This window comes from Pseudoalteromonas aurantia (genome assembly GCF_005886875.1).
Taxonomy (GTDB): Bacteria; Pseudomonadota; Gammaproteobacteria; order Enterobacterales; family Alteromonadaceae; genus Pseudoalteromonas; species Pseudoalteromonas aurantia_A.
In genome coordinates, this window is record NZ_PNBY01000032.1 from 1 (window position 1) to 22,829 (window position 22,829).

At 41.0% G+C, this 22,829-nt stretch carries 22 protein-coding genes and 1 other RNA gene; 11 read left to right on the forward strand and 12 right to left on the reverse strand.

Translation table 11 applies throughout. The annotated features are described in order from the left end of the window. Nucleotides 1-454: 454 nt before the first annotated feature. On the forward strand, nucleotides 455-1,993 hold the full coding sequence (locus CWC18_RS07140) for a winged helix-turn-helix domain-containing protein (protein WP_171041052.1): 1,539 nt from the start codon (nucleotides 455-457) through the stop codon (nucleotides 1,991-1,993). A gap of 94 nt (nucleotides 1,994-2,087) precedes the next feature. Here the strand turns inward: CWC18_RS07140 and CWC18_RS07145 are convergent, their stop codons facing one another. Next, on the reverse strand, nucleotides 2,088-3,227 hold the full coding sequence (locus CWC18_RS07145; protein ID WP_138674990.1) for a hypothetical protein: 1,140 nt from the start codon (nucleotides 3,225-3,227) through the stop codon (nucleotides 2,088-2,090). A 253-nt stretch (nucleotides 3,228-3,480) separates the two neighbouring features. Here CWC18_RS07145 and CWC18_RS07150 point away from each other — a divergent pair, with 253 nt between their 5' ends. The 3 genes from CWC18_RS07150 to CWC18_RS07155 all read left to right on the forward strand — a co-directional run bounded on the left by CWC18_RS07150 (nucleotide 3,481) and on the right by CWC18_RS07155 (nucleotide 6,397). After that, on the forward strand, nucleotides 3,481-5,187 hold the full coding sequence (locus tag CWC18_RS07150) for an SUMF1/EgtB/PvdO family nonheme iron enzyme (protein ID WP_138674991.1): 1,707 nt from the start codon (nucleotides 3,481-3,483) through the stop codon (nucleotides 5,185-5,187). Between the two features lie 221 nt (nucleotides 5,188-5,408). Then, nucleotides 5,409-5,540 carry a hypothetical protein gene (locus tag CWC18_RS21710; protein ID WP_283241083.1) on the forward strand — a complete coding sequence of 44 codons (132 nt, stop codon included), beginning with the start codon at nucleotides 5,409-5,411 and terminating at the stop codon, nucleotides 5,538-5,540. Between the two features lie 8 nt (nucleotides 5,541-5,548). Continuing rightward, nucleotides 5,549-6,397, forward strand: coding sequence for a S1 family peptidase (locus CWC18_RS07155; RefSeq protein WP_171041053.1), 849 nt, complete (start codon nucleotides 5,549-5,551; stop codon nucleotides 6,395-6,397). A 526-nt stretch (nucleotides 6,398-6,923) separates the two neighbouring features. Here CWC18_RS07155 and rnpB read toward each other — a convergent pair. Beyond that, nucleotides 6,924-7,288, reverse strand: an RNA gene (gene rnpB, locus CWC18_RS07160) — RNase P RNA component class A. Between the two features lie 40 nt (nucleotides 7,289-7,328). After that, nucleotides 7,329-8,189: a 16S rRNA (cytidine(1402)-2'-O)-methyltransferase gene (gene rsmI / locus CWC18_RS07165; protein ID WP_138592654.1), complete on the reverse strand. Its 861-nt coding sequence runs from the start codon at nucleotides 8,187-8,189 to the stop codon at nucleotides 7,329-7,331. Between the two features lie 63 nt (nucleotides 8,190-8,252). Here rsmI and CWC18_RS07170 point away from each other — a divergent pair, with 63 nt between their 5' ends. From CWC18_RS07170 to dolP, 4 genes are read left to right on the forward strand one after another with little or no spacing between them, the layout of a single operon-like run. After that, nucleotides 8,253-10,154, forward strand: coding sequence for a penicillin-binding protein activator (locus CWC18_RS07170; protein ID WP_138674992.1), 1,902 nt, complete (start codon nucleotides 8,253-8,255; stop codon nucleotides 10,152-10,154). A 14-nt stretch (nucleotides 10,155-10,168) separates the two neighbouring features. Next, complete coding sequence (locus CWC18_RS07175) at nucleotides 10,169-10,534, forward strand: YraN family protein (protein ID WP_138592656.1); 366 nt, start codon at nucleotides 10,169-10,171, stop codon at nucleotides 10,532-10,534. Between the two features lies 1 nt (nucleotide 10,535). Next, on the forward strand, nucleotides 10,536-11,123 hold the full coding sequence (locus CWC18_RS07180) for an SIS domain-containing protein (RefSeq protein WP_138592657.1): 588 nt from the start codon (nucleotides 10,536-10,538) through the stop codon (nucleotides 11,121-11,123). Further along, nucleotides 11,124-11,690, forward strand: coding sequence for a division/outer membrane stress-associated lipid-binding lipoprotein (gene dolP, locus CWC18_RS07185; RefSeq protein WP_138592658.1), 567 nt, complete (start codon nucleotides 11,124-11,126; stop codon nucleotides 11,688-11,690). 78 nt (nucleotides 11,691-11,768) lie between these two features. Here dolP and CWC18_RS07190 read toward each other — a convergent pair whose 3' ends face one another. From CWC18_RS07190 to zapE, 8 genes are all read right to left on the reverse strand, one after another. After that, the gene (locus tag CWC18_RS07190; protein WP_138592659.1) at nucleotides 11,769-12,197 is read right to left on the reverse strand and encodes a ClpXP protease specificity-enhancing factor; all 429 of its coding nucleotides are present in this window, start codon (nucleotides 12,195-12,197) and stop codon (nucleotides 11,769-11,771) included. Then, the gene (gene sspA / locus CWC18_RS07195; protein WP_138592660.1) at nucleotides 12,197-12,823 is read right to left on the reverse strand and encodes a stringent starvation protein SspA; all 627 of its coding nucleotides are present in this window, start codon (nucleotides 12,821-12,823) and stop codon (nucleotides 12,197-12,199) included. The genes CWC18_RS07190 and sspA overlap by 1 nt, the downstream gene beginning before the upstream one ends. Before the next feature lie 96 nt (nucleotides 12,824-12,919). Then, complete coding sequence (locus tag CWC18_RS07200) at nucleotides 12,920-13,657, reverse strand: cytochrome c1 (protein ID WP_138592661.1); 738 nt, start codon at nucleotides 13,655-13,657, stop codon at nucleotides 12,920-12,922. Further along, entirely contained in the window at nucleotides 13,654-14,949 is a 1,296-nt protein-coding gene (locus CWC18_RS07205; protein ID WP_138674993.1) for a cytochrome b, read from the reverse strand. The genes CWC18_RS07200 and CWC18_RS07205 overlap by 4 nt, the downstream gene beginning before the upstream one ends. After that, nucleotides 14,949-15,539: a ubiquinol-cytochrome c reductase iron-sulfur subunit gene (gene petA / locus CWC18_RS07210; protein ID WP_010361382.1), complete on the reverse strand. Its 591-nt coding sequence runs from the start codon at nucleotides 15,537-15,539 to the stop codon at nucleotides 14,949-14,951. The genes CWC18_RS07205 and petA overlap by 1 nt, the downstream gene beginning before the upstream one ends. Nucleotides 15,540-16,065: 526 nt before the next feature. Continuing rightward, nucleotides 16,066-16,458: a 30S ribosomal protein S9 gene (gene rpsI, locus CWC18_RS07215; protein WP_171041054.1), complete on the reverse strand. Its 393-nt coding sequence runs from the start codon at nucleotides 16,456-16,458 to the stop codon at nucleotides 16,066-16,068. Nucleotides 16,459-16,465: 7 nt separating this feature from the next. Further along, nucleotides 16,466-16,894: a 50S ribosomal protein L13 gene (gene rplM, locus CWC18_RS07220; RefSeq protein ID WP_138592663.1), complete on the reverse strand. Its 429-nt coding sequence runs from the start codon at nucleotides 16,892-16,894 to the stop codon at nucleotides 16,466-16,468. Nucleotides 16,895-17,152: 258 nt separating this feature from the next. Beyond that, nucleotides 17,153-18,247 carry a cell division protein ZapE gene (zapE, locus tag CWC18_RS07225; protein ID WP_138592683.1) on the reverse strand — a complete coding sequence of 365 codons (1,095 nt, stop codon included), beginning with the start codon at nucleotides 18,245-18,247 and terminating at the stop codon, nucleotides 17,153-17,155. Nucleotides 18,248-18,385: 138 nt separating this feature from the next. Between zapE and CWC18_RS07230 the strand changes: the two genes are divergently transcribed. The 3 genes from CWC18_RS07230 (at nucleotide 18,386) to CWC18_RS07240 (ending at nucleotide 21,501) form a co-directional block, all read left to right on the forward strand. Next, entirely contained in the window at nucleotides 18,386-18,844 is a 459-nt protein-coding gene (locus tag CWC18_RS07230; protein WP_138674994.1) for a YhcB family protein, read from the forward strand. A gap of 125 nt (nucleotides 18,845-18,969) precedes the next feature. Further along, nucleotides 18,970-20,322, forward strand: coding sequence for a DegQ family serine endoprotease (locus CWC18_RS07235; RefSeq protein WP_119860955.1), 1,353 nt, complete (start codon nucleotides 18,970-18,972; stop codon nucleotides 20,320-20,322). Nucleotides 20,323-20,415: 93 nt separating this feature from the next. Further along, complete coding sequence (locus tag CWC18_RS07240) at nucleotides 20,416-21,501, forward strand: trypsin-like peptidase domain-containing protein (protein ID WP_138592665.1); 1,086 nt, start codon at nucleotides 20,416-20,418, stop codon at nucleotides 21,499-21,501. A 66-nt stretch (nucleotides 21,502-21,567) separates the two neighbouring features. On the opposite strand, the gene murA is transcribed toward CWC18_RS07240, so the two are convergent. After that, nucleotides 21,568-22,827, reverse strand: coding sequence for a UDP-N-acetylglucosamine 1-carboxyvinyltransferase (gene murA, locus CWC18_RS07245; RefSeq protein ID WP_138674995.1), 1,260 nt, complete (start codon nucleotides 22,825-22,827; stop codon nucleotides 21,568-21,570). Nucleotides 22,828-22,829 lie beyond the last annotated feature (2 nt).

The following is a 22,829-nucleotide window of genomic DNA, read 5'->3' on the forward strand; positions in this document are numbered from 1 at the left end:
GACTCGAAGTCCAATGAAATGTACTAGCTCAGACTTGATCTGACAGTTACCCGTTTTTCAATCGGTGATTGTCAGCTTAGATTTTAGCAAATTGCTCGCAATTACGAGCTGATGCTAAAAGTATTGCGAGTTAATTATTTTGAAGGAGCTCACTTCTTAAATAGTGCTCTTGGCAATTTTAGCCCTAAGCAATTTGAACTATTGAACGTAGCTTATTGAAGTGTCCAGTTTTAACGGTTCAGATCAGTTTTCTTTGGTATTTTGACCTCGTTAGTTAATTGAATTTTACCTATAACGAAGTCTCTAGTTAAATCATACCGTTACATTAATGCGCAAAAGCAATAATTTATTCGACTAGCTAAATTATTAAATTTGGGGATAATCATATATAACTTTTATTTTAAATGTTAATGTTCTTCAAGCTTAATCGGAGTAACTTGTAATTGGAGGGCACTTGGCAGAGCTCGATAGCTATTGCGTAATAAATATTGATACAAGAGTTATAGAGTTGAATGGCTCAAAAATAATTCTTAGACCTAAAACATTTGAACTACTTGTTCTTTTGGCTAAGGCTCCTGGAAAGGTTATTTCTAAAGCTCAAATTCTAGAAAGTGTTTGGCCAGATTCTGTTGTTGAAGAGCAGGTTATATTTCAATCAATAAATGAAATACGCAAAGAATTTGATTCCTCGGAAATTATAAAAACATTTCCAAAGAAGGGTTATGCTTGGTCTTGTCCAAATACAACGATTGTTAGTGAGCAATTCGCGACAAAGCCTAAAAATTCAATAACCCCCATATTTTCCTTTTCTAAATCAACGCTAGTTGCAGTAACAGCTTCTGTTACTTTGATTATTGCTTCTTTATATTTTTTCTTCGGCACTCCTAAACCAGTTCAAGAGGTGACAAGTCTCACTGCGGAAAACCGTCAAGAGCAGGCATTTCATAATGCTTCTAAAAATCACGAAGGCGTTGTTATTCTTCCTTTTAACGTCAGTCTTCTTCAGGACTCTGAAAAATGGTTACGTTACGGAGCGATGCAAGGCGTGATCGATCAAATCCAGCCCGTTCAAGGAATAACTCTGTTCCAGCTAGAAGACGTTATTGAAATCGTTAATAGACTTTCTCTCGACGAGCGAAAGGATATTTCTAACATCTTTGATAAGTCAGGTGCTTCTATTGTTTTGGACACAAAGATAAGCGGCGTGCCTGGCGACTATAACATTGTATTTTCTGTATACACTCCCCGCAGTGTTGATACTAAATCGCTTAATGTGAAAGATATCAATGAGGGGATTAGTTTATTGGCGCAAGAGTTTAATCAAGTGACCTCTCCTGTGACTTCAATTAACACAGAAAGTATGGACAGTAAGTTACGCGATAGTCTCATTGCAAAGGCGATAAGTCTGCTAGAAGAAAATAACCCTGAGTCAGCTTTAGGTTTCTTGCAGAGCGCATTAGCGAGTGATAAAGCAAATCTTTATGTGCACTATTTATATTCAAAAGTGGCGCTAAATTTGGGGAAAATCGACTTAGCTCTAGAATCATCTAAAAGCGCATTAGAACTCAACTTAGAAGGCGATAAAGCGAAATACCACAATCGGTTACTCTTTGTGTTTGCAACTGCGTCATTCATTCAGAAAAACTATGACATCGCGGAGCAAACATTACAAAAAGCCGCGTTAGAATCGGAGATGAGTAAAGACTGGTTATATTTTTCTTACACACACTCCATGCTTGGAAAGTTACATCAATATCGAAGTAATTATGATGATGCAAAGGACTATTTTGATTCTGCTCTGAAGTATCAAGAGCTCTTGAAATGTCCAATGGGCGTGGCTCAAACTAATCTAGATCTTGCCGAGTTTTATATCGTTCAAGATAAGATCGAATTGGCAAAATCCAGCATCGAAATTTCAGCGTCACTGATTAAAGAACATAATCTGATAGACTCAAAAAGTGATTTGTCGGCGATAAAGAGTAAATTGAAGTAGCTCATTTCAAAACCGATTTTCTATACTCTTCAATTCAGAACTAAGCCAAAATACAACAGCCAGTTGTAACTCTACTGGCTGTCATTGCAAACGTTTATAGGCTAACGCTGACTATAATTCGATCCACAAGCTCAAGCGCTGTTGTCAGATTTTCCAGATCACCGTATAACTCACCATTCTGTCCCGAGTGATGCCCCCTACCGACAACAGACATTTGTGCTAACGTTTCAGCGTTATCAAAATCAATAATGGCTTGGTAAATTACTGATGGTTGAGCGGAGAAACCACTCCCTGAATATACTGGGTCTTCCGGAAACCTATCACTCGAGTAAAACTCGTTGAAATCAAAGGAGTGGTTAATTTCAAAACGAACCCTATATTTTCCTTTTAGCTGACCAGGTAGTTGCACTGAGTAAATAAAGTTATCTTCCATCGTTGCTCCTGTGTATCCATCAATTGCTAGCTTGCTGTCAGTTGGAACATAAAACCCGTTGTCAGCTTGAACACCTAGTTGATGAAGGAATACAGGCAAGGACTCCGGTCTCATACGTGTGTCTTTGGTACTAGGCTCTTCACCCAAAAACACTAATGCGTCTTCACCTACTGCATCTTCACCCATGAACATATGTGAGGAAAATACTTGATTTGGATCTCTCGCCGTCACTTTGTTGGTAAAATTATTGGTCGCGAACGCGCTAGTTACATATAAAGGTTGAACAAACTCACCTTCTATCGTTTCTAACCAAAAAGCATATTGTGGCCACATAAAATATGGACCTTTTTTAAGCTCTACAGTAATGGTCTGTCCTTGTGCCCCCTGTTTTTTGATAGAACGTTCAATATATTTAAGTTCTTTGTCGCCGCCAGACTCTTCTTCAAGTGCCTTATCAGTTGCTTTTAGTGTCTGACCAAACTGATAGACTTGTAATGCTGGCGCTAGGGATAGGATTGGGGATAAAACTAAGTAGATGCTCAAGCACAAGGCAATAGGCATTGCGACTGAGTATTTTGAATTGAATTTCTTTTTAGGGTTTAAATAAAAGAACAATGGCTTAAAGTTTTTTACCATATGCCAAATGGCGACTATCAGCATGGTAAAACCAATCATGGTATGTATAACAGCAATTAGCGCGCTGTGTTGCTTGGTGTATAACCAGATTGACGTGACTGTGAGAACAATAACGGCGCAAAATAACGACGCGCCAATAAATGCTCTTGAGTTAAATGAAGGCATGATCTCTCCTCGGTATAAATTTTGTGAATTTGTACCAAGGCTTCCCCCATTAAAGCCAATTAAATTGCCTATAAATTTAAGCTGCTGATATTTATAATTTTATCATTATTGGTTGGGGCTGTTATAGATTTTTAGAATAATTTTAGAAGTGTAAATTAATCAGTTTTAGACTTTTATAATGAAATTTAATTTTTTTTGTAAGACCTCTCTGTTCCTTCCTGTTTTCATCTTCTAAAACTAAAGGAAGTAAAAGATGGCAACAATAAACCCAAAAATTAAAGTCAATCTCATAGGCACATTGCTATTTTTAAGCTCAAATTCATTTGCGGCTGATTATATAGCGCCGCCAATGGTTAACATATCAGAAGGCTCATTTACGATGGGCTCTAATGTCGGTAACAAAAGAGTTGGGCCTGCGCATGAAGTTAAAATTTCGGCATTTCAACTCGCCAAGTACCATGTCACCGTCAGAGAGTTCAAAAAATTTGTCAATGACACGGGTTATGAAATCCCCGCTACATGCAATGATTACATTGGTGAAAATTGGATGAATGGCCCTGATGTTGAGGGAACTGCGAGTTGGAAGGATAACAAACACTTGTTTAGTGAATTTCAACCAGTGACTTGTATTCGATATGACGATGCCGTTAATTATGCCAACTGGTTGAGCAACAAAGCGGGAAAATCTTATCGCTTGCCTACCGAGCAAGAGTGGGAATATGCAACAAAAGCCAACACAACAAGTCGCTTTTTTTGGGGGGATGACCCTGATTTAACTCAGGCTTGTCAATATGGGAATTTTCCGGACAACTATGGAGAGTATTTTCCAAATCAACAATATGGTGCAAGCTATGTGGGGTTTTGGGGCTATTTAAAGTGCAACGATTACGAACCTTATACAACGCTTGTAGGGATGTATAGAGCAAATCCATTTGGCCTCTATGACATGCTCGGGAACATTTCCGAAATGGTCGCGTCATGCTGGGTTGAGCAATATGACGTGTCAGGAGCAAAGCCAAAAAACATCGATAAATGTGACATGGTCGTTCACCGTGGTTTTGGTTGGCACTCCCCACCAAAGCCACACTACGAAAAGTGGAGAATTGATAGAAATATTCCCTTTGATGGCGTAGGTTTCAGGCTCGCCTCCAATATGGTTATTGATGACATTGACGCGACTTCAATAGCGTTTGAAAAACAGCTGATTGAAGCACAAAAACATAGAAGGCTAACTCGGCCAATTATCCCCGATACACCAAGTCATGTTTACCTAAAGTCAGTTGTTTCAAAGCAATATGAGTTGCATTGGAGCCCTAGTAAGGACAATAGAGTTGTGGCATACGATATTTATCGTTCAACCACTGACTACGCACATCATATGGGCAAGTACTTTAAAAACTATTACTCAAAAGTAGCGTCAGTAACTAAAACTCAAAGCAGCTTCAAGCTAGATTCTTTGACTGCTAATACAAGTTTTCGAGTTGTGGCAGTAACTGATGAATTCATCAGTTTGCCTAGTAATATTGCGTTGTTTGACTCTCCTTCAGTACAGAAAATACCAGGAAAAATTGAAGCAAAATATGCCACGCAATTACACGGTGTGTTACTGGAAAAGCGAGAAGCTAAAAAAGACAAACAAGAGCGCATTTATCTAAGCAAACTTATACAAGGTCATGATCAGAATACTGTTATTGCTAAGTTTAAAGTGAATGTCGAAGAAAGTGGTTTCTACCAATTAAACTATTCAGGTTATTCGACTCGAAGCGGTACACTTTTCAAACTGTGGTCAGGTAATAAGTTATTAAGCGATATTGATTACGATCCAAATATAGATGATAAGTCATCCAATCGACATCAAGTTTATCTAGAAATGGGATTGCACGACCTACAGTTCTCCATTCAAAGAGAAGGCTTCGACTGGTGGGAGCTAGATTGGCTCGAATTTAGAAAAGCTAACTAAATTGCCGATATTGGAGCTCCAAGTAATGCTATTTGTCTATATCAAATAACTATCAGAAACAGTCTAGCTCACATACTGATTCTTATTTCTTTTAGAAATTTTAAGATAAATTTTAGAGGACTTCTATTTATTTATAGGCGTCTAGCTATGAACATGTGTTCACTGTTATGCGCCACTACCAAGGCGTTATCGCTATTAATATTGTACATTAGGAGAATTAAATGGAAGCTTTTGGATTATTTGGATTTGTACTTGCTGGGCTTTTTTACAGGATAGATGCCTTAGAGAAAAAGTTAAAAAAAGCGAGTGTCCTTGGCAAAGGTTTTAACTCTAAAGATGAAGCCGGGAAGTAGGTATGAACATGACATTAGGTAAAAGTTTAATCAGCTTGACGATGGCACTTGTTACTTTTCAGGCAAACAGTATCGTGATTAGGCATGATGTGGAAGATAGTAAATACCAAGCTTCTATAAAGGATTTTCCTCCATTAGCAACCTTATACAAAATTGGAGTTCACGGCACGTTGATTGATCCTTCTTGGGTTGTGACCGCCGGTCACGGTATTTTCTGTGTCGAAAATGGCGATACGATTAAGGTAGAAAATCAATTCGCAGAAGTAGAAACACGCTATACGCATTCTGGCTATTTGAACGGCGATGAAAATGACATTGCGCTCATTAAACTTAAAGCCCCTATTACCAATATTGAACCTGCAAAGCTCTACCGTAGCAGCGATGAAGCAACGCAAAATATTTGGTTTATTGGCAGTGGTGCGACAGGAACCGGTTTAACAGGCCAAACAGACCCAGCAGTTAGCGGAAATAAAGGGTTACTCAGAAAAGCGGAAAATAAAATTGAAAAAACTAGTCAAAAAGAATTATTTTTTGTTTTCGATAAAGGGGATAAAGCTCTTCCATTGGAAGGTGTTTCAGGGAATGCAGATAGCGGAGGGCCTGCTTATAAAGTGATTGACGGTCAATACTATGTTTATGGTGTTAGTTCTCGTGTTGACTCTCCTACGTTAAACGTTGGCGAATATGGTGTAACCGAGATTTACTCAAGAATTTCCTACCATGCATCATGGATCGACAAGGTTGTGGCTGGTGACCGCGCATTCATTAAAAACTACACGACTCAATATCATTTTGCTCAAGGCAATATAAAAGATAACTTACCAGCTGTTTGCAATAAGATCGGCTTTGAAAGCTGAAATTAGGTTACGGGGGCCGACATTTGAAGGCAGTGGTCGATGGGATAAATGTCACACTAATACATTTAAATGTGGTTAATTTACTAGCCAACATTCGAAGCACCAATGATGAGGTATCAGCTAGTACAATTAAGTTTATTAACGGCATTAATAAGGTTTTGAGCTTGTAATGCAATTCGGATTTCCCTAACGCCTAACCGTTTAGGTAGTCTCATTCGAAAATAAAACCACTGCTTGCGAAGGTATAAATACTTATTACTAGCTACAGCTTTCATGTTTATGGCTTGAGTAGGTCACCGTGTATCACACCGTGTACCAATTTTTTGTCACTCTAAGTTTAAAATTTCAAACGTTCTTAACAGGCAAAAATTGTAGCCAAAACAAAAATTAGGATGATTTTTCGAAGTGAATTTTAAAAAGCTGAAAAGTAAACCCGTGTACCATTCCGTGTACCAAATTTTGAATTTAATGATATGAAATATAAGGGATTTTAGATAACCGCTTGAAATTCAAGCGGTTACTAAAATTTGCGAGTCAGCCTATAAGCCGGGTTCTGTAATAGATAATCATTCGTCTAGGCCTAGGATCGCTCCTAGGCTCAAGCAACCTACCCGGTTCCCACGTGGGCCACGCGTTCTTAGTTAAAAGATGGAACCCTATTTGGTCTTGCTCCGGGTGGAGTTTACCTTGCAACCAACTGTTACCAGTGGCCCGGTGCGCTCTTACCGCACCCTTTCACCCTTACCAACTCGAAAGTTGGCGGTCTTCTCTCTGCTGCACTTGTCGTAGGCTTTCGCCTCCCAGCCGTTAACTGGCACCCTGCCCTATGGAGCCCGGACTTTCCTCCCCCTGATCATTTTCGTCACAGGCAGCGATTATCCGGCTGACTCGCGGCGGATTATACGGTATATCGAGACAAAGCTCACGCTTTTTACTGCTCTTTTTCTGCAATTGCTGCTTTATACAACGCATTTTTCTTTAAGCCAAAATAGTCAGCAACCACACCACATGCTTTTTTTAATGGCATCTCAGGTTCTAGTAAGGACAACATACGTTTTGCATCGGTAGGGATCTCTTCTTGCTGCTTAGGCTTACCAGGTAGCATCAATACTAGCTCGCCCCGTTGCTTTTCAGGCTCTTCCGTTAAAAACTCAATGAGTGCCGTTACCGTGCCACTGAAAAATGTTTCGTATGTTTTTGTTAACTCTTTGGCAAAAACCACTTGCTGCTCTGCCCCTAGCGCCACTTTCAAATCATCTAAACTGGCCATAATGCGGTGCGTACTTTCATACATAATACTGGTGATATTGCTTTCATATGCATCAATAAAAAACTGCTGCCTCGCTTGACTTTTTGCGGGTGTAAAGCCCACAAATTGAAAGCGATCAGTCGGTAAACCTGAACAGCTGACAGCCGTGATCGCGGCACACGCACCTGGGACCGGGGTAACATGCGCACCTTGCGCTCGACACAAGTTGACCACCGAGTAACCAGGATCACTGATCAGCGGAGTACCAGCATCAGATACTAGCGCAATATCAAGCCCTTCATTTAACCAATCAACCACTTGCTGTGCCTTTTGCTTTTCATTGTGGTCATGCAGCGCAAATGTTTTCGCTTTAATATTAAAATGGCTCAACAATTTACCAGTGTGGCGGGTATCTTCAGCTGCGATTAAGTCCACTTCAGATAATGTTGTCAGTGCGCGTTCGCTAATATCACCGAGGTTACCAATTGGCGTCGCAACCACATATAGGGTGCCGATTTTATCTGTGTTGTGTGCTTTAATCATTGAGCTCTCCAGTTTCAGTCAGTAAGATAACCCTTCAACAACAAAATTAACCAAGGGTCCATAGTGCGACTGAAAGTAATTAGTCTTGTAATTGGTATATTGTCAGGTTTATCAGCCTGTAGCACAACCGAAAAAACGTCAAACACGTCGGTTAGAGAAAATAATAGCCAACAGCAGTCTACCGTTGATGTATTAAACGCGGCAGGGTTGTATAACAAAGCAATGTCAAAACAGAGCATCACTAAGATCCAGTTGTTGTATAGCGCGCGGGAGAGCGCCATTGAAGAACAAGATTGGCTTACATTAGAGCTAGCATGTTTAGCGTTAGAGAGTAAAAGTAGCGTTGACCATGTCCAAAATAAGCTCTATATCGCACTCGCACGCAAAGAAATGGCTAACTACACTGCAGCCTTAGCTATTCTTCATACCTTATCTGAGCAACTCAAACTCCCTGAACACCAAGCATGGCACCAATATTTAATTGGGAGCATCTATGCATCACAGCAATTGCCAAAAAAAGCACTTGTGCATTATTTTAAGTCGGCCAACATTGCTTCGCAGCATACTCTCTCATTAGCAGGCTTAAACGATGAAATCTGGCTCGCATTGCAACAGTTGTCTTCGTATGCATTAGAGCGCTTTGATACCGGCTCAGTTATTCAGCAAGGCTGGGTCAAACTCGCAAAATATCAGCAAATTTATTTAGGCGCAGGTGTTGAGCTCCATCAAGCGATGAACAATTGGCAACGCCGTTTTGTTAATCACCCTGCGAGCTATATTTTGCCACGAGAAGTCACTGAATCCGTATTACTTGCTCCCTATAAAACCAGCAAGCTCGCCATATTACTCCCCCAATCAGGCGCAAGCGAGCGACTTGGCGTTGCATTAAAAAATGGCTTTTTAGCAGCTACTGACAGCATATCGCATACTGAAGTGTTTTTTATTGATGAAATGCTTACACATCAAGACATTGAACAACAGTTACAAACTAATAAAATTGACTTTGTAATTGGACCACTACTACGGTCTAATATAGAAAAGCTGCAAAGTAGCGATATCATTGCAGCACTTCCGACTATTTATTTAAATACACAAAATCATTCAACAAATTCAGCCCCACATCACTATTATTTCTCGCTTAACCCAGAACATGAAGTTGAACAAGCAATGGTGCATTTTTTAGCTAAGAAATATCAAAAACCCATGTTGCTCGCACCAGAAAGCAACTCTGGTAACCGCCTTGTTGAACACTTCTCTTCTCAATGGCACCGATATAGCAACGCAGAGCCTGAAGTTGGTTTTTATACCGACAGCAAAAATATGGCAAAAATCATCGCGGAGTTGTTAGAAGTCGAAGATTCAAAGCAACGTATTAAAACCATTGAAAGCTTATATAGAAAAACCGACATTGAGAGTGAAACACGTTCAAGACAAGATATCGATGTAATCTATATATTAGGTAATTCAGCTGAAACGCGCTTGTTAAAACCTTACCTTGATGTCAATGTGAGTACGTTTGCCCCTAAGATCCCTCTTTATGCCAGCTCACGAAGTTACAGCAGGCGTATCGATATCACAGATAAAAACGATTTAGATGGGCTGTTCTTTACTGAGCAACCTTGGATGCTACCAAATGCTGTGGATAATAAAAATTTACGAGAAAAATATCAGCAGATGTTTCCAGAACAAGCTGATATTGAACAACGGTTATTTGCCATGGCATTTGATGCGATCACACTTATTGGTGAAGTAAAACAGTTAGCAAAAATCCCCGGAAAAGAACTGGTTGGTTTAACAGGAAACCTCAGTATAAAATCAGATAACGTGATTCATCGCAGGTTAAAATGGGCACAATACAGTAAACAACAGATCCGCCTTGTGCAACTCAATGAACAAGCACCATTACCACTGTTTATGCAAAACTCGATGGAACTGGGGGAAATACAAAGTAAGAGAAGCAACTAATAAAGGAACATTGCATGCTAAAAGGACTGTTTAGCAACACAAGAGAAAAAGGATCTTTCTATGAACAGCTTGCGCTTTCTTACTTGAAACGCCAAGGGCTAATATTTGAGGCAAAAAATTACTATTGCCGTTATGGTGAAATAGATCTTATCATGCGTGATGGTAATAAAATGGTATTTATTGAAGTAAAATACCGAAAGTATAAAGGGTTTGGTGGAGCAGTCGCTGCTTTATCATATACAAAACAACAAAGGCTCAGGCGAAGTATTCATCAGTATTTGACAGACCATCAGTTGCATAATGCTGAAGTACGAGTAGACTTTGTAGCAATCGAGGGCCAAAATCCTCCAAATATACAATGGATTAAGAGCGTTTTTTAATATGCAAGAATCTATTAAGACGATTTTTACAGAAAGTATTCAAGCACAAATAGCTGCTGGAGAAGTATTACCAAGCTCATTAGAAGCAGCGGCATTTACAATTGTACAAAGCTTAATAAATGGCAATAAAGTAGTATGCTGCGGTGTACCAAGCTGTCATATGTTAGCAACACATATGGCCGGCCTCTTAGTGAACTTTTACGAAACCGAGCGACCTTGCCTACCAGCTGTAGCACTGACGCAAAATAGCATCAATTTGGGCACAGTTAGTACAGAAGATGATACTGAACACTACGCTCGGCAAGTCAGGGCATTTGCTCAGCAAGGTGACCTATTATTGGTTATTGGTGTTAATGGCAATGAGAAAAGTATTGTGAGTGCCGCTGAAGCCGCACTTACCAAAGACATGAAGGTCATAGCGTTAATTGGTGATGATGGAGGGGAATTAACCGGACTACTTGGACCTAATGATGTTGAGATCAGAGTGCCGAGTAAGCGGCCTAGTCGCATTATAGAATCTCATCTATTTTCACTTCATTGTTTGAGCCAGCTCATCGATGACACATTATTCCCACAGGAAGAACAATAAATGTATGTTAAACCTATCGCCTTACTATTAAGCCTGACCCTGCTTCAAGGGTGCGCGGCTGCGGTTGTAGCAGGGACAGCGGGAGCCGTGTCTGCAGCCAATGATCGTCGAACAATCGGAGTCCAAATCGATGACAATAATATCGAGATCAAAGGGGCTTTGGCATTAAAAAGCATTGACCGTTTAGCTAATCATGCCAATATTAGCGTCATCAGCGTCAATGGCGTGGTGTTATTAGTCGGTCAAGTCAGTAATGTTGAAATGCGCACCGAAGCTGAAGCCGCACTAAAAGCGGTGCCTGCAATCCGTCGGATCCACAATCAATTGCGAATTGGCAGTAATATTGGGATCACCACACAAACCCACGATACTTGGCTCACGTCAAAAGTCAAAACCAAGCTCCTCGCCGATGAAAGTGTCAGTGGGAACAACATAAAGGTCGTGACTGAAAACGCAGAAGTCTTTCTGATGGGCCTCGTAGCCCCTATAGAGGCAGAGCAAGCAGTTGAGATAGCAAGAAACATCAGTGGTGTAGAGCGTGTAATTAAGGCATTTGAATACCTTTAATGACCTTCTCAAGTAGATAATTTAAAACTGGTATAAAAAACCCGCTTTATGCGGGTTTTTTTTATATTGAATGAGTCGTTATTTGACCACGCGTAAATGTGAACCTTTCTTTTTCTCAGGCTTTTCAACAGGCTCAGTTGATACTGTTTCTGCACTTTCTACAGGCTCAAAAGTCTCTTCTAGCTCAGCGTCATCAAATGCTTCTTGCGTAAATACGGTCCCCTCACCATTTTCACGAGCATATATCGCAAGCACGGCACCAAGTGGTACGTAAACCTGCATAGGCTGGCCACCAAACCGGGCATTAAAGCTCAGTTGCTCGTTATCTAATGAAAAAGCAGTCACTGCCGAAGGACTAATATTCAATACAATTTGCCCATCCTGAACAAATTGCGTCGGTACTTGTACCGCAGGATAATCAGCATTAACCACCAGATGCGGTGTGCATTCATTATCAACAATCCAATCGAAAAAAGCTCTTAAGAGGTATGGGCGATTTGGCGTCATTATGATCGGATCTCACGCTCTGCTTCAGTCAATGATGCTTGGAACGAATCACGCTCAAACAAACGAAGCATATAATCTTTCATTTCTTTTGCACCCGCGCCATTAAGCTCAATACCAAGCTCAGGCAAACGCCATAATAATGGTGCTAGGTAACAATCAACTAAACTAAACTCTTCACTCATAAAGTAAGGCGCTTCAGTAAAGATTGCTGCAACCGCTAACAGTGCTTCAGTTAAATCTCTACGAGCAATAGCTGCATCAGAGCCGCCTGCTGAGATTTTTGCTGCAAGGCTGTACCAGTCGTTTTCGATGCGATGCATCATTAAGCGACTGCGGCCACGCATAACTGGATATACCGGCATTAGTGGAGGATGTGGAAAACGCTCATCAAGGTATTCCATGATGATGTCTGCACGGTAAAGACCAAGCTCACGATCAATTAAAGTTGGTACAGTGCCATAAGGGTTTATCTCATGAAGAGCTTCTGGCAGATTGTCCTTTTCTGCTAGGTGAATATCAACACTTACGCCTTTCTCTGCAAGTACAATGCGTACTTGGTGACTGTACATACAGTTCGCACCAGAGAAAAGAGTCATTACAGGGCGCTTATTGGCAGCAACGGCCATGCCTACCTCCATTAATAATTACAAAAGTAATAAATCACTTTAAACAGCAATAGGGGCTACAGCCCCTATTACATAATTACCTTAGATTTGCTCACCTTAGTGAACATCTCTCCAGTATTCTTTCTTCAAGAAGAATGCAAGGATAAATAGAATTAATAAAAACCCTAACACCTTAATACCTAACGACTCAGACTCAAGGCGAGAAGGCTCACCTACATAAGCTAAGAAGTTAGTAATGTCACGTGCAGCATGATCATATTCATCTGTGCTCATTTCACCTGAGCCATCAGTTTCTAGACCTACTATTTTAGTAACCATCTTACCATGCTCTTCAACTTCTTCAGTGATCGGCAATGGTAAACCTTGCAACTCTTGTAGTACGTGTGGCATACCCACTAAAGGGAATACCGTATTATTTACACCAAATGGACGCGACTCATCTTTATAAAACGACTTTAAGTACGTATAGATGTAGTCAGGAGATTTAACTCGAGAGATCAAGGTTAAATCTGGCGGCGCTGCGCCAAACCATTTAGCGGCATCATCTTGGTCCATTGCATTCAGAATATGGCCACCCACTTTTGAACCATCAAAAATTAGCTGTTCTTGGCCAATATCTGTTGGAATACCAATGTCACGGAACGTACGTTCATAACGCTGGTACTGCATTTGGTGACAACCTAAGCAGTAATTCATGAATAACTGTGCACCGCGTTGAAGTGACGCTTTGTCAGTTAGATCATTATTAGCATCCATCAAAGGTACTGATGGACCTGCTGCCATAACGAACGTTGGCAACAATGCGAATAAACCGATAATTAGTTTTTTCATCATTTAGTTACCCTCGTCGGCAATGGCTTAGTCGTCTCATTCTTTGAGTATACAAATAATAATACAAAGAACATGAAGTAAGTCACAGTGGTAATTTGCGATAAAATTGTTTTAAAGTCTGTTTGTGGTGTAGCACCAACCCAGCCTAAAATAACAAATGTCACAACAAATTGCGCAATATTCAATTTATGTAATGTACAACGGTAACGAATTGAGCGAACTGAACCCCGATCAAGCCACGGTAGTAACGCTAGCACAACAATCGATGCCCCCATTGCCGCTACACCCATCAATTTATCAGGAATAGCACGTAATATCGCATAGAAAGGCGTAAAATACCAAACAGGGAAAATATGCTCAGGTGTTTTCAGTGGGTTAGCAGCTTCAAAGTTTGGCGCTTCTAAAAAGAACCCGCCCATTTCTGGAGAGAAAAATACAACCCAACAGAATAGAATCAAGAAACCTGCAACGCCTAAAACATCTTTTACTGTGTAGTAAGGGTGGAAAGGGATCGCGTCAACGATATCTTTCTTGTCAGTGTAGTATTCATGGAACTTAAACTTAGGCTTTTCATCTTCTGAAATGGTGCCTTTTTTATGTTTAATGTCAATACCGTCTGGGTTATTAGACCCGACTTCATGTAACGCTACAATGTGTAGGAATACTAAAATAACTAATACTAATGGTAATGCAATAACATGTAATGCAAAGAAACGATTTAGCGTTGCTCCTGAGATAACATAGTCACCACGGATCCACTGCGTTAGGTCTTCACCTATTACCGGAATTGCACCAAATAGTGAGATAATTACCTGCGCGCCCCAAAAAGACATCTGTCCCCAAGGCAGTAAGTAACCCATAAATGCTTCAGCCATAAGGGCTAGGAAGATAAACATACCAAACAACCACAGTAATTCACGTGGTTTTTGATAAGAACCGTAAATCATGCCACGGAACATATGTAAGTACACAACAACAAAAAATGCAGATGCACCTGTTGAGTGCAGATAGCGGAGTAACCAACCATATTCTACATCACGCATGATGTATTCTACTGACGCAAATGCACCTTCAGCAGAGGGTACATAGTTCATGGTTAACCAGATACCTGTAAGAATCTGGTTTACTAGGACAAGGATTGCTAGTGATCCGAATAAATACCAAAAGTTAAAGTTTTTTGGCGCAGGATATTGAGCAATGTGCATATTCCAAACACGTGTCATTGGAATACGGTCATCGATCCAGTTTATGACGTTACCTACAACGCCAGAAGCTGCTTTAGAGTTTTCAGCCATTACGCTACCCCTTCTTCTTCGCCCACTAAAATAGTGGTTTCATCAATAAAGGTGTATGGAGGGATCTCTAGGTTTAACGGTGCAGGAACCGCTTGAAATACACGACCAGCCATATCAAATTTAGAACCATGGCATGGACAGAAGAAACCGTCCTCAGTACCTTCAACTTTTTCACCAAAACCACCTTGAAGGAAGCTAGGAGAACAGCCTAGGTGCGTACAAATACCGACCGCAACAAAAATCTCAGGACGCTTAGAGCGGTATGGATTTTTAGCTGAATCGAGTTGTTGAGGTTCTTCAGAAGCAGGATCACGAAGTTGCCCTTCATGAGCTTTCATATCTTCTAACATTTTTGGGGTACGAGAAATAACCCAAACAGGTTTACCTCGCCACTCAACACGAATTAATTGTCCGGGTTCAAGTTTGCTGATATCCACTTCTACAGGCGCACCTGCAGATTTAGCTCGCTCACTTGGATTCCAAGACGCAATAAAAGGAACAGCAGCCCCAGCCGCACCAACACCACCTACAACAGAGGTAGCTATGGTTAAAAAGCGACGTCGGCCATTGTCTACAGGCGCATTGCTCATCCACTTATCTCCACTATGAATCTCAACACTTGCTATATTGAGAACATCAGTTACAGCAGGTTAAATTTAAGAAACTACAAAATAGACGCGATAATAAATAAATCCCTTGATTAAAACAAGGTTATTAAAGCCACCATACCCAATAAACCTAACGCCCTCGCTGGGTCTACTTTGTACAAAAAGCTAATTATTTATTATATCGCTTCAATAACAACAATTTACTGACCAAGATCAACCTCTGTATAAAAAAATTGCCCTCTACAGAATACGGGTTGAAACTCGCTCACTCTACTTGCCCTGCAATTGTAGCAAAAAAAGCGCTAAGTTATCGACAGATTTGCACTAAATGTAATAAATATTGCACTTTTTTTGTCAGTAAAAACGGAATATTTATAGATTGGGGATAATTTAAACGACAGATAGTGACGTAAAAAGAGAGGGTTAACTTTTTGAACGAAAAAATAAAGTAGCCAAAAACAAAAAACCCAGCATAAGCTGGGTTTTTGAATTCTTGAAACGTAAAAAATTAACGCTTTGAGAACTGTGGACGCTTACGTGCTTTGTGTAGACCCACTTTCTTACGCTCAACTTTACGAGCGTCGCGAGTAACAAAGCCAGCTTTACGAAGTGTAGGACGTAATGACTCGTCAAACTCCATAAGTGCACGTGTAATACCGTGACGGATTGCGCCAGCTTGACCAGTAGTACCACCACCTTCAACAGTGATGTATAGGTCAAACTTTTCAGTCATATCTACAAGCTCAAGAGCTTGACGAACAACCATACGAGCTGTTTCACGACCAAAGTACTCATCTAAAGAGCGCTTATTGATTACGATGTTGCCAGTGCCTGGGCGTAAAAATACGCGAGCACTTGAACTTTTACGACGACCTGTACCGTAGTATTGATTTGCCATGATGTGCTCCTTAAATGTCTAAAACCTGCGGCTGTTGTGCCGCGTGGTTGTGCTCGTTACCAGCGTAAACTTTAAGTTTACGGTACATTTCACGACCTAGAGGACCGCGAGGTAACATGCCTTTAACCGCTTTTTCGATAATCATTTCAGGCTTAGCAGCTTGAAGTTTATCGAAAGTTACAGACTTAAGTCCACCTGGGAAGCCAGAGTGAGCGTAATACACTTTGTCTTTGAATTTGTTACCAGTTACAGTAACTTTTTCAGCGTTGATAACGATGATATAATCACCAGTATCTACGTGAGGAGTGTATTCAGCTTTATGCTTACCGCGTAGGCGACGAGCGATTTCAGTAGCGATACGACCTAAAGTTTTACCTTCAGCATCTACTACGTACCAGTCACGTTTTACTGTATCTGGTTTAGCAACAAACGTTTTCATCTAAAAAATCCAATGTTTTCAATTAAAACCACAGGTAACCAAAATGGTTACCGCTTTACTATATCGTGCTTTAACCCCTTCGAGTTTAAGACTTTTTGCCGCTCAAGTCAGTGGCTAAGCCGACGAGGGCAATAGAACGCAACGTGGCAGGCCGCGGATTATAGCAACTCATAAAGAGATTGACTAGCGCACGGCTGTTTTTTCTACAAAATAATTGCATTTCTTTGGCTTAGCACGTTGCGGGTGCTTGATTAAGTATTAAGCTAGGTGCTCCCTTGCTAAATAATCAAGCGATTGCATTTCTTGTAAACGACTAATACATCGTTTGAATTCAAATTCTAACGTCCCCGTAGAATATAATTCGGTGATAGGTGCTTCTGCAGATATAATAAGGGTAACATTGCGTTCATAAAATTCATCGACCAACGCGATGAAACGACGTGCGGCATCATCATTCTGCTGACTTAAGCGTTTTACGTTGGATAAAATAACCGTGTTGTAAAGGCGACTTATTTCCATATAATCCAACTGTGAGCGCGCAGTCTCACACAACTGTGTAAAATCAAACATCACAATACAGTCTGACACTTTACGTGTTTTAATTAAGCGCCCTTCTATTTCAATAGCTTTATCAACCTGCCCAGGCTCTGGTGACAACTTATCAAAATACGCGAATAAATTCTTATCTGCTTGCTCATCTAATGGGCTATGAAAGATTTCAGCTTGCTCTAAGGTACGCAAACGGTAGTCAATACCAGAGTCAACATTCACGACTTCCGTGTTGGCATTAACTAAATCTATCGCCGGTAAAAAACGCGCACGCTGCAAGCCGTTACGATATAAATCATCCGGTACAATATTAGAAGTCGCAACCAGCACGATGTCACGAGCAAACAGAGCCTGCATTAAACCACCTAATAGCATCGCATCGGTAATGTCTTGAACGAAGAATTCATCAAAACAAATAATATCGGCTTCTTTTTTAAATATATCAGCCACAACCTCAAGTGGATTTTTCACATCTTGGAGCTTTTTTAACTCGTCGTGAACACGATGCATAAATCGATGAAAGTGTACGCGTATTTTACGTTCAGTTGGTAATGCATCAAAAAAAGTATCAACTAAGTAGGTTTTGCCACGACCAACCCCCCCCCAAAAGTACAACCCTTTAATTTTCTTTGGTTCGACCTTTTTGCTAAATAAGCGCGACAGGAAACTACTTGGTTGTTCAACAGGCTTTGCACACAGATCATCATACAAGCGCTGTAAATGCTTAACCGCATTTTCTTGTGCGCTGTCGTATTGAAAGTCATCCGTTTGAAGATCTTGCTGATATTTTTGCCAAGGAGTCATCATTTTTTACACTGTTCCCCATATTTATTGATTTTCTATATTAACACGCAACCATTCTCCGCGTATATTGGCTGTAAGTTACATTTTATTTTTATCGCCATATTTTTACTGGCAACCCGATACCCACAGGAGAAATATATGACAACTATCGTTTGGTTGGGGCTTTTGATCATTACTGGTGTAATTGGTTTTTTTATTGGTGCGCAAGTCACCCGAAAGCAACTAAAACAAACTGAGTTAGAGCAGCAAGCCATACAAGCACAAACTGAACTTGAGCAATATCGTCAAGATGTGTCAGACCACTTAGCAAGTACTAAAAAGCTGATGAGCAAAATGCAAGAAAGCTATACTCAACTCTTTAGCCATGTTGAGCGCACCGATCAAGTACTTTTAACTGAAAAACCAACACACCCTAGTGAGCCGTTTTTCTCTAAAGAAACCACTGAGCAGCTGCATGCCTCTTTAAAAAGCCGCCCTGAACGTAGAAGAGATAACCAACGTTCTGACGGTTCAGCACAGCCTGTAGACTATGTTGAAGGTGAATCAGGTATTTTCACCGGTGAACGCTCGGAAAATAAGCAAGCAAACATATCTTGATGAACTTTTTTTTGACCCCATAGTCAGTAAATACAGATAAACAAATAGCGAATTGGCGTCTAGAACACATTTAGCAATAGATGCCTTTTCAATGACTAATTGCTTTTTTGGAGTATTTACTACCTATGAAATTGAAATTCTCGTTATTATCCGCAGCACTTTTTTCTTCAACATTGTTATTAAACCCTAGTGTTTCTGTCGCTAAATTACCCGTGGCCATTGATGGCCAAACTTTACCCACCTTAGCTCCCATGTTAGAGCGAGTTACTCCGGGGGTTGTAAGCATACAAGTATCTGGTGCTAAAGAAGTGCGCCGTCGTGTCGACCCATTTGACTATTTCTTTGGTCAACCCAAACCGCGTAGTCAAAAGCGCCAGTTTAGTGGTTTGGGATCAGGCGTTATTATCGACGCCTCTGAGGGCTACGTGGTAACAAATAACCATGTTATTGCCGACGCAGAAAAAATTATTGTAACCTTAGAAGATGGCAGGGAGTTCGATGCCAAGTTGGTAGGTACTGACAAAGAATCAGACATTGCACTACTCGAAATCGAATCAGATGATTTAACTGAAGTAAAACTCGCAAACTCTGATGCCCTGCGAGTAGGCGATTTTGCGGTTGCCATTGGTAATCCATTTGGGCTAAGCCATACGGTGACTTCGGGTATTGTCAGCGCACTCGGGCGCAGCGGCCTCAATATTGAAGGCTATGAAGACTTTATTCAAACAGATGCAGCCATTAACCAAGGTAACTCTGGCGGAGCATTGGTTAACCTTCGCGGCGAACTCATTGGGATCAATACTGCAATTTTAGGTGCATCGGGTGGTAACGTAGGTATCGGTTTTGCTATTCCGTCAAATATGATGAAAAGTTTAGTCGATCAAATTGTCGAATTTGGGCAAGTTAGACGCGGTTCTTTAGGTATTCAAGGGCGAACTCTAGACGCAGGTATTGCTAAAGCACAAGGTTTTGATGTTAAACAAGGTGCCTATGTAGCACAAGTCGTTAAAGACTCAGCCGCCAGTGAAGCAGGTATTCAGGCCAATGATGTCATTGTCTCTGTTAATGGTGACGATATTCAAAGTTTTGCCGAGCTCGCGAGCAAAATAGCCACCATTGGTGAAGGTCGCACAGTAAAAGTCGGCGTGTACCGAGAAGGAAAAGTTCGAACTATAAAAGTAACGCTTAAAGGCCAAGCTGAACTGCAAGCGCAAGCAGATAAAGTGCACCCTATGCTGCGCGGTGCAGTACTCGAAAGTGGCGAACGCAACGGTAACAAAGGTGTTGTAGTTTCATCGGTAGAAGCGCGTTCTCCAGCGGCACGGGTTGGGCTAGAAGAAGGTGATGTTATCATGCAGGTGAATCGCCAGCGAATTGATAGCATTAGAGAAATGAGTAGCTTAATCGAAGATATTCAAGGCAATATCGTTTTAGGCGTAAAACGTGGACGAGATTCTGTCTTCTTATTAATTCAGTAACAAATTAATTTGGATAAAAAACACAGTGGTCCTTGCCGCTGTGTTTTTATTTGTGCCATCATAAACAATAAATAAATAATAATAGATCATCGTGTGATAAAACTTTTCCGTTTTTTAATTCCGCCATTATTCATTGGCCTAGGTATCGCGTTTGTTGTGATTTGGTTTTCACCTAATCTACGTAGTGCCGTTCTACCAAATATTAAGGTACCTAACCCTTATAGTGCCAAACATATGAGCTTTGCTGACGCTGTTGAGAAAGCTGCCCCCGCGGTTGTTACCATTTTCTCCGAAGGGATCAGCTCTGTTCCTAGATTTAAGCGCACAAATACAACTCAGGAGCTAGGTTCAGGCGTAATAATGTCTAGTGATGGCTATATCCTGACCAATTATCATGTCGTCAATAATGCAGACCAAATCATGATCATATTGACCGATGGCCGCACTTTTAATGAAGTGCAGATCATTGGTTTTGACACCGTCACTGATTTAGCATTATTAAAAATTGATGTACAGCACCTTCCTGTTATTCCGGTAGATGATAGTTTTTCAGCCCGAGTGGGTGATGTGGTATTAGCGATTGGAAACCCTTTAAATTTAGGGCAAACCATTACACAGGGTGTGATCAGCGCAACAGGTAAAAAACTCACCCCAGATAATTCGTATAGTAGTTTGTTACAAATGGATGCAGCCGTAAACGTAGGTAATTCAGGAGGCGCATTAATTAACTCTAACGGGACGCTTGTCGGACTCACGTCGGCACAATTTAGAACCCGTTATAACATAGATATTCAAGGGATCTCATTTGCCATTCCTTACCCTCTCGCTAAAGAAGTCATGGAAAAACTAAAACGTGATGGGCGAGTAATTAGAGGTTACTTAGGCTTTACAGGAAACCCTGTAGACAGCACAGGTAAAGTCATTACGGACTTGTACACTAAAATTGTGGGACTAAAGGTGAATAATATCGATCCGCTTGGTCCTGCATGGCAAGCGGGTATGCAAAACGACGATATAATCGTGCGAGTTGCCGGCAATACCGTCAACAACCCGGAAACAACGCTTAAATTTATTGCCAATACTCAACCAGGCACGGTGGTTGAGTTTGAGGCATACCGCAATACCAAGTTATTGACCTTTAAAGTTACTGTGGCCAAACTTGAAAGTCGCATGCAATAAAAAAGCAAGCAATGACATGCTGGTTTATTCCGCATCCACATCACTCGCTTTTAAGACATTGCTGAGTTAGTTATGTTTACGCTTAATATTTGCGCCTAATTGACTTAGCTTGTCTTCAATACGTTGATAACCACGATCTACGTGATAGATCCGATCTACCACCGTTTCGCCTGTTGCAACAATCCCGGTTAAAATAAGGCTTGCTGAAGCTCGCAGGTCCGTTGCCATAACCTGGGCACCACTGAGTTTTTCTGTTTCACCACAAATCGCAGTGTTGCCTTCTAAACGAATATTGGCACCCATCCTCTGTAGTTCAGGAACATGCATAAAACGATTTTCAAAAATAGTTTCGGTGATGGTAGCACTGCCCTGAGCGACTACATTCAATGCGGTAAATTGCGCTTGCATATCCGTAGGAAAACCAGGATGCGGCATCGTTTTAATATTCACCGCTTGTAATGTTCGATTGCGCATATCAACATAAATGGTATCTGTATGCACTTCAACCAATGCATTGGCAGCACGCAGCTTTTGAAGCACTGGCTCTAAACTTGTATGGTCGGTGTTTTTACACAACACCTCTCCATTGGCCATCGCAGCAGCCACCAAAAATGTACCTGTTTCAATTCTATCAGGCAAGATCCGGTGCTCGCAGCCAGCCAACTGTTCAACACCTTGAATTTCAATACGACTTGTACCTGCACCTTTTATCTTTGCCCCCATCGCAGTCAAACACTCTGCTAAGTTTACGATTTCAGGTTCTTGTGCTGCATTGTCGAGCACGGTAGTACCTTCCGCTAAGGTCGCCGCCATTAATAAGTTTTCTGTCGCACCAACACTCACCATCTCCATGTAAATCTCGGCACCTTTCAGCCGCCCAGGTGATGTGGCATTAATATAGCCATTTTCAACGTTGATTTCAGCGCCCATACGCTCAAGGCCTTTGATGTGAATATCAACAGGTCTTGCACCAATAGCACAGCCGCCGGGTAACGATACCTGAGCTTCACCAAAACGTGCAAGTAAGGGCCCTAAAGCTAATACTGACGCACGCATTTGTTTTACTAACTCATAAGGTGCTAAAACCTTATCAACACAACTTCCATCTATTTCTAAAACATCACCCTGCCACGCAACCCCAGCGCCCAATGTTTTTAATAAAGCTTCGGTAGTGCCTATATCTCGTAACTGAGGGACATTAGAAAAGCGACTCTTGCCGTTGGGTAATAGTGCAGCAAATAATATCGGTAATGCGGCGTTCTTCGCACCTGAGATGGTCACTTCACCGGCAAGGGTCGTACCACCTTGAATAACAAACTGATCCATAG

Coding starts and splice junctions, on each gene's coding strand:
- CWC18_RS07145 (WP_138674990.1), bottom strand. CDS start 3,227: ATGCCTTCATTTAACTCAAGAGCATTTATTGGCGCGTCGTTATTTTGC.
- CWC18_RS07150 (WP_138674991.1), top strand. CDS start 3,481: ATGGCAACAATAAACCCAAAAATTAAAGTCAATCTCATAGGCACATTG.
- CWC18_RS21710 (WP_283241083.1), top strand. CDS start 5,409: ATGGAAGCTTTTGGATTATTTGGATTTGTACTTGCTGGGCTTTTTTAC.
- CWC18_RS07155 (WP_171041053.1), top strand. CDS start 5,549: ATGACATTAGGTAAAAGTTTAATCAGCTTGACGATGGCACTTGTTACT.
- rsmI (WP_138592654.1), bottom strand. CDS start 8,189: ATGATTAAAGCACACAACACAGATAAAATCGGCACCCTATATGTGGTT.
- CWC18_RS07175 (WP_138592656.1), top strand. CDS start 10,169: ATGCTAAAAGGACTGTTTAGCAACACAAGAGAAAAAGGATCTTTCTAT.
- CWC18_RS07180 (WP_138592657.1), top strand. CDS start 10,536: ATGCAAGAATCTATTAAGACGATTTTTACAGAAAGTATTCAAGCACAA.
- dolP (WP_138592658.1), top strand. CDS start 11,124: ATGTATGTTAAACCTATCGCCTTACTATTAAGCCTGACCCTGCTTCAA.
- CWC18_RS07190 (WP_138592659.1), bottom strand. CDS start 12,197: ATGACGCCAAATCGCCCATACCTCTTAAGAGCTTTTTTCGATTGGATT.
- sspA (WP_138592660.1), bottom strand. CDS start 12,823: ATGGCCGTTGCTGCCAATAAGCGCCCTGTAATGACTCTTTTCTCTGGT.
- CWC18_RS07200 (WP_138592661.1), bottom strand. CDS start 13,657: ATGATGAAAAAACTAATTATCGGTTTATTCGCATTGTTGCCAACGTTC.
- CWC18_RS07205 (WP_138674993.1), bottom strand. CDS start 14,949: ATGGCTGAAAACTCTAAAGCAGCTTCTGGCGTTGTAGGTAACGTCATA.
- petA (WP_010361382.1), bottom strand. CDS start 15,539: ATGAGCAATGCGCCTGTAGACAATGGCCGACGTCGCTTTTTAACCATA.
- rplM (WP_138592663.1), bottom strand. CDS start 16,894: ATGAAAACGTTTGTTGCTAAACCAGATACAGTAAAACGTGACTGGTAC.
- zapE (WP_138592683.1), bottom strand. CDS start 18,247: ATGACTCCTTGGCAAAAATATCAGCAAGATCTTCAAACGGATGACTTT.
- CWC18_RS07230 (WP_138674994.1), top strand. CDS start 18,386: ATGACAACTATCGTTTGGTTGGGGCTTTTGATCATTACTGGTGTAATT.
- CWC18_RS07235 (WP_119860955.1), top strand. CDS start 18,970: ATGAAATTGAAATTCTCGTTATTATCCGCAGCACTTTTTTCTTCAACA.
- murA (WP_138674995.1), bottom strand. CDS start 22,827: ATGGATCAGTTTGTTATTCAAGGTGGTACGACCCTTGCCGGTGAAGTG.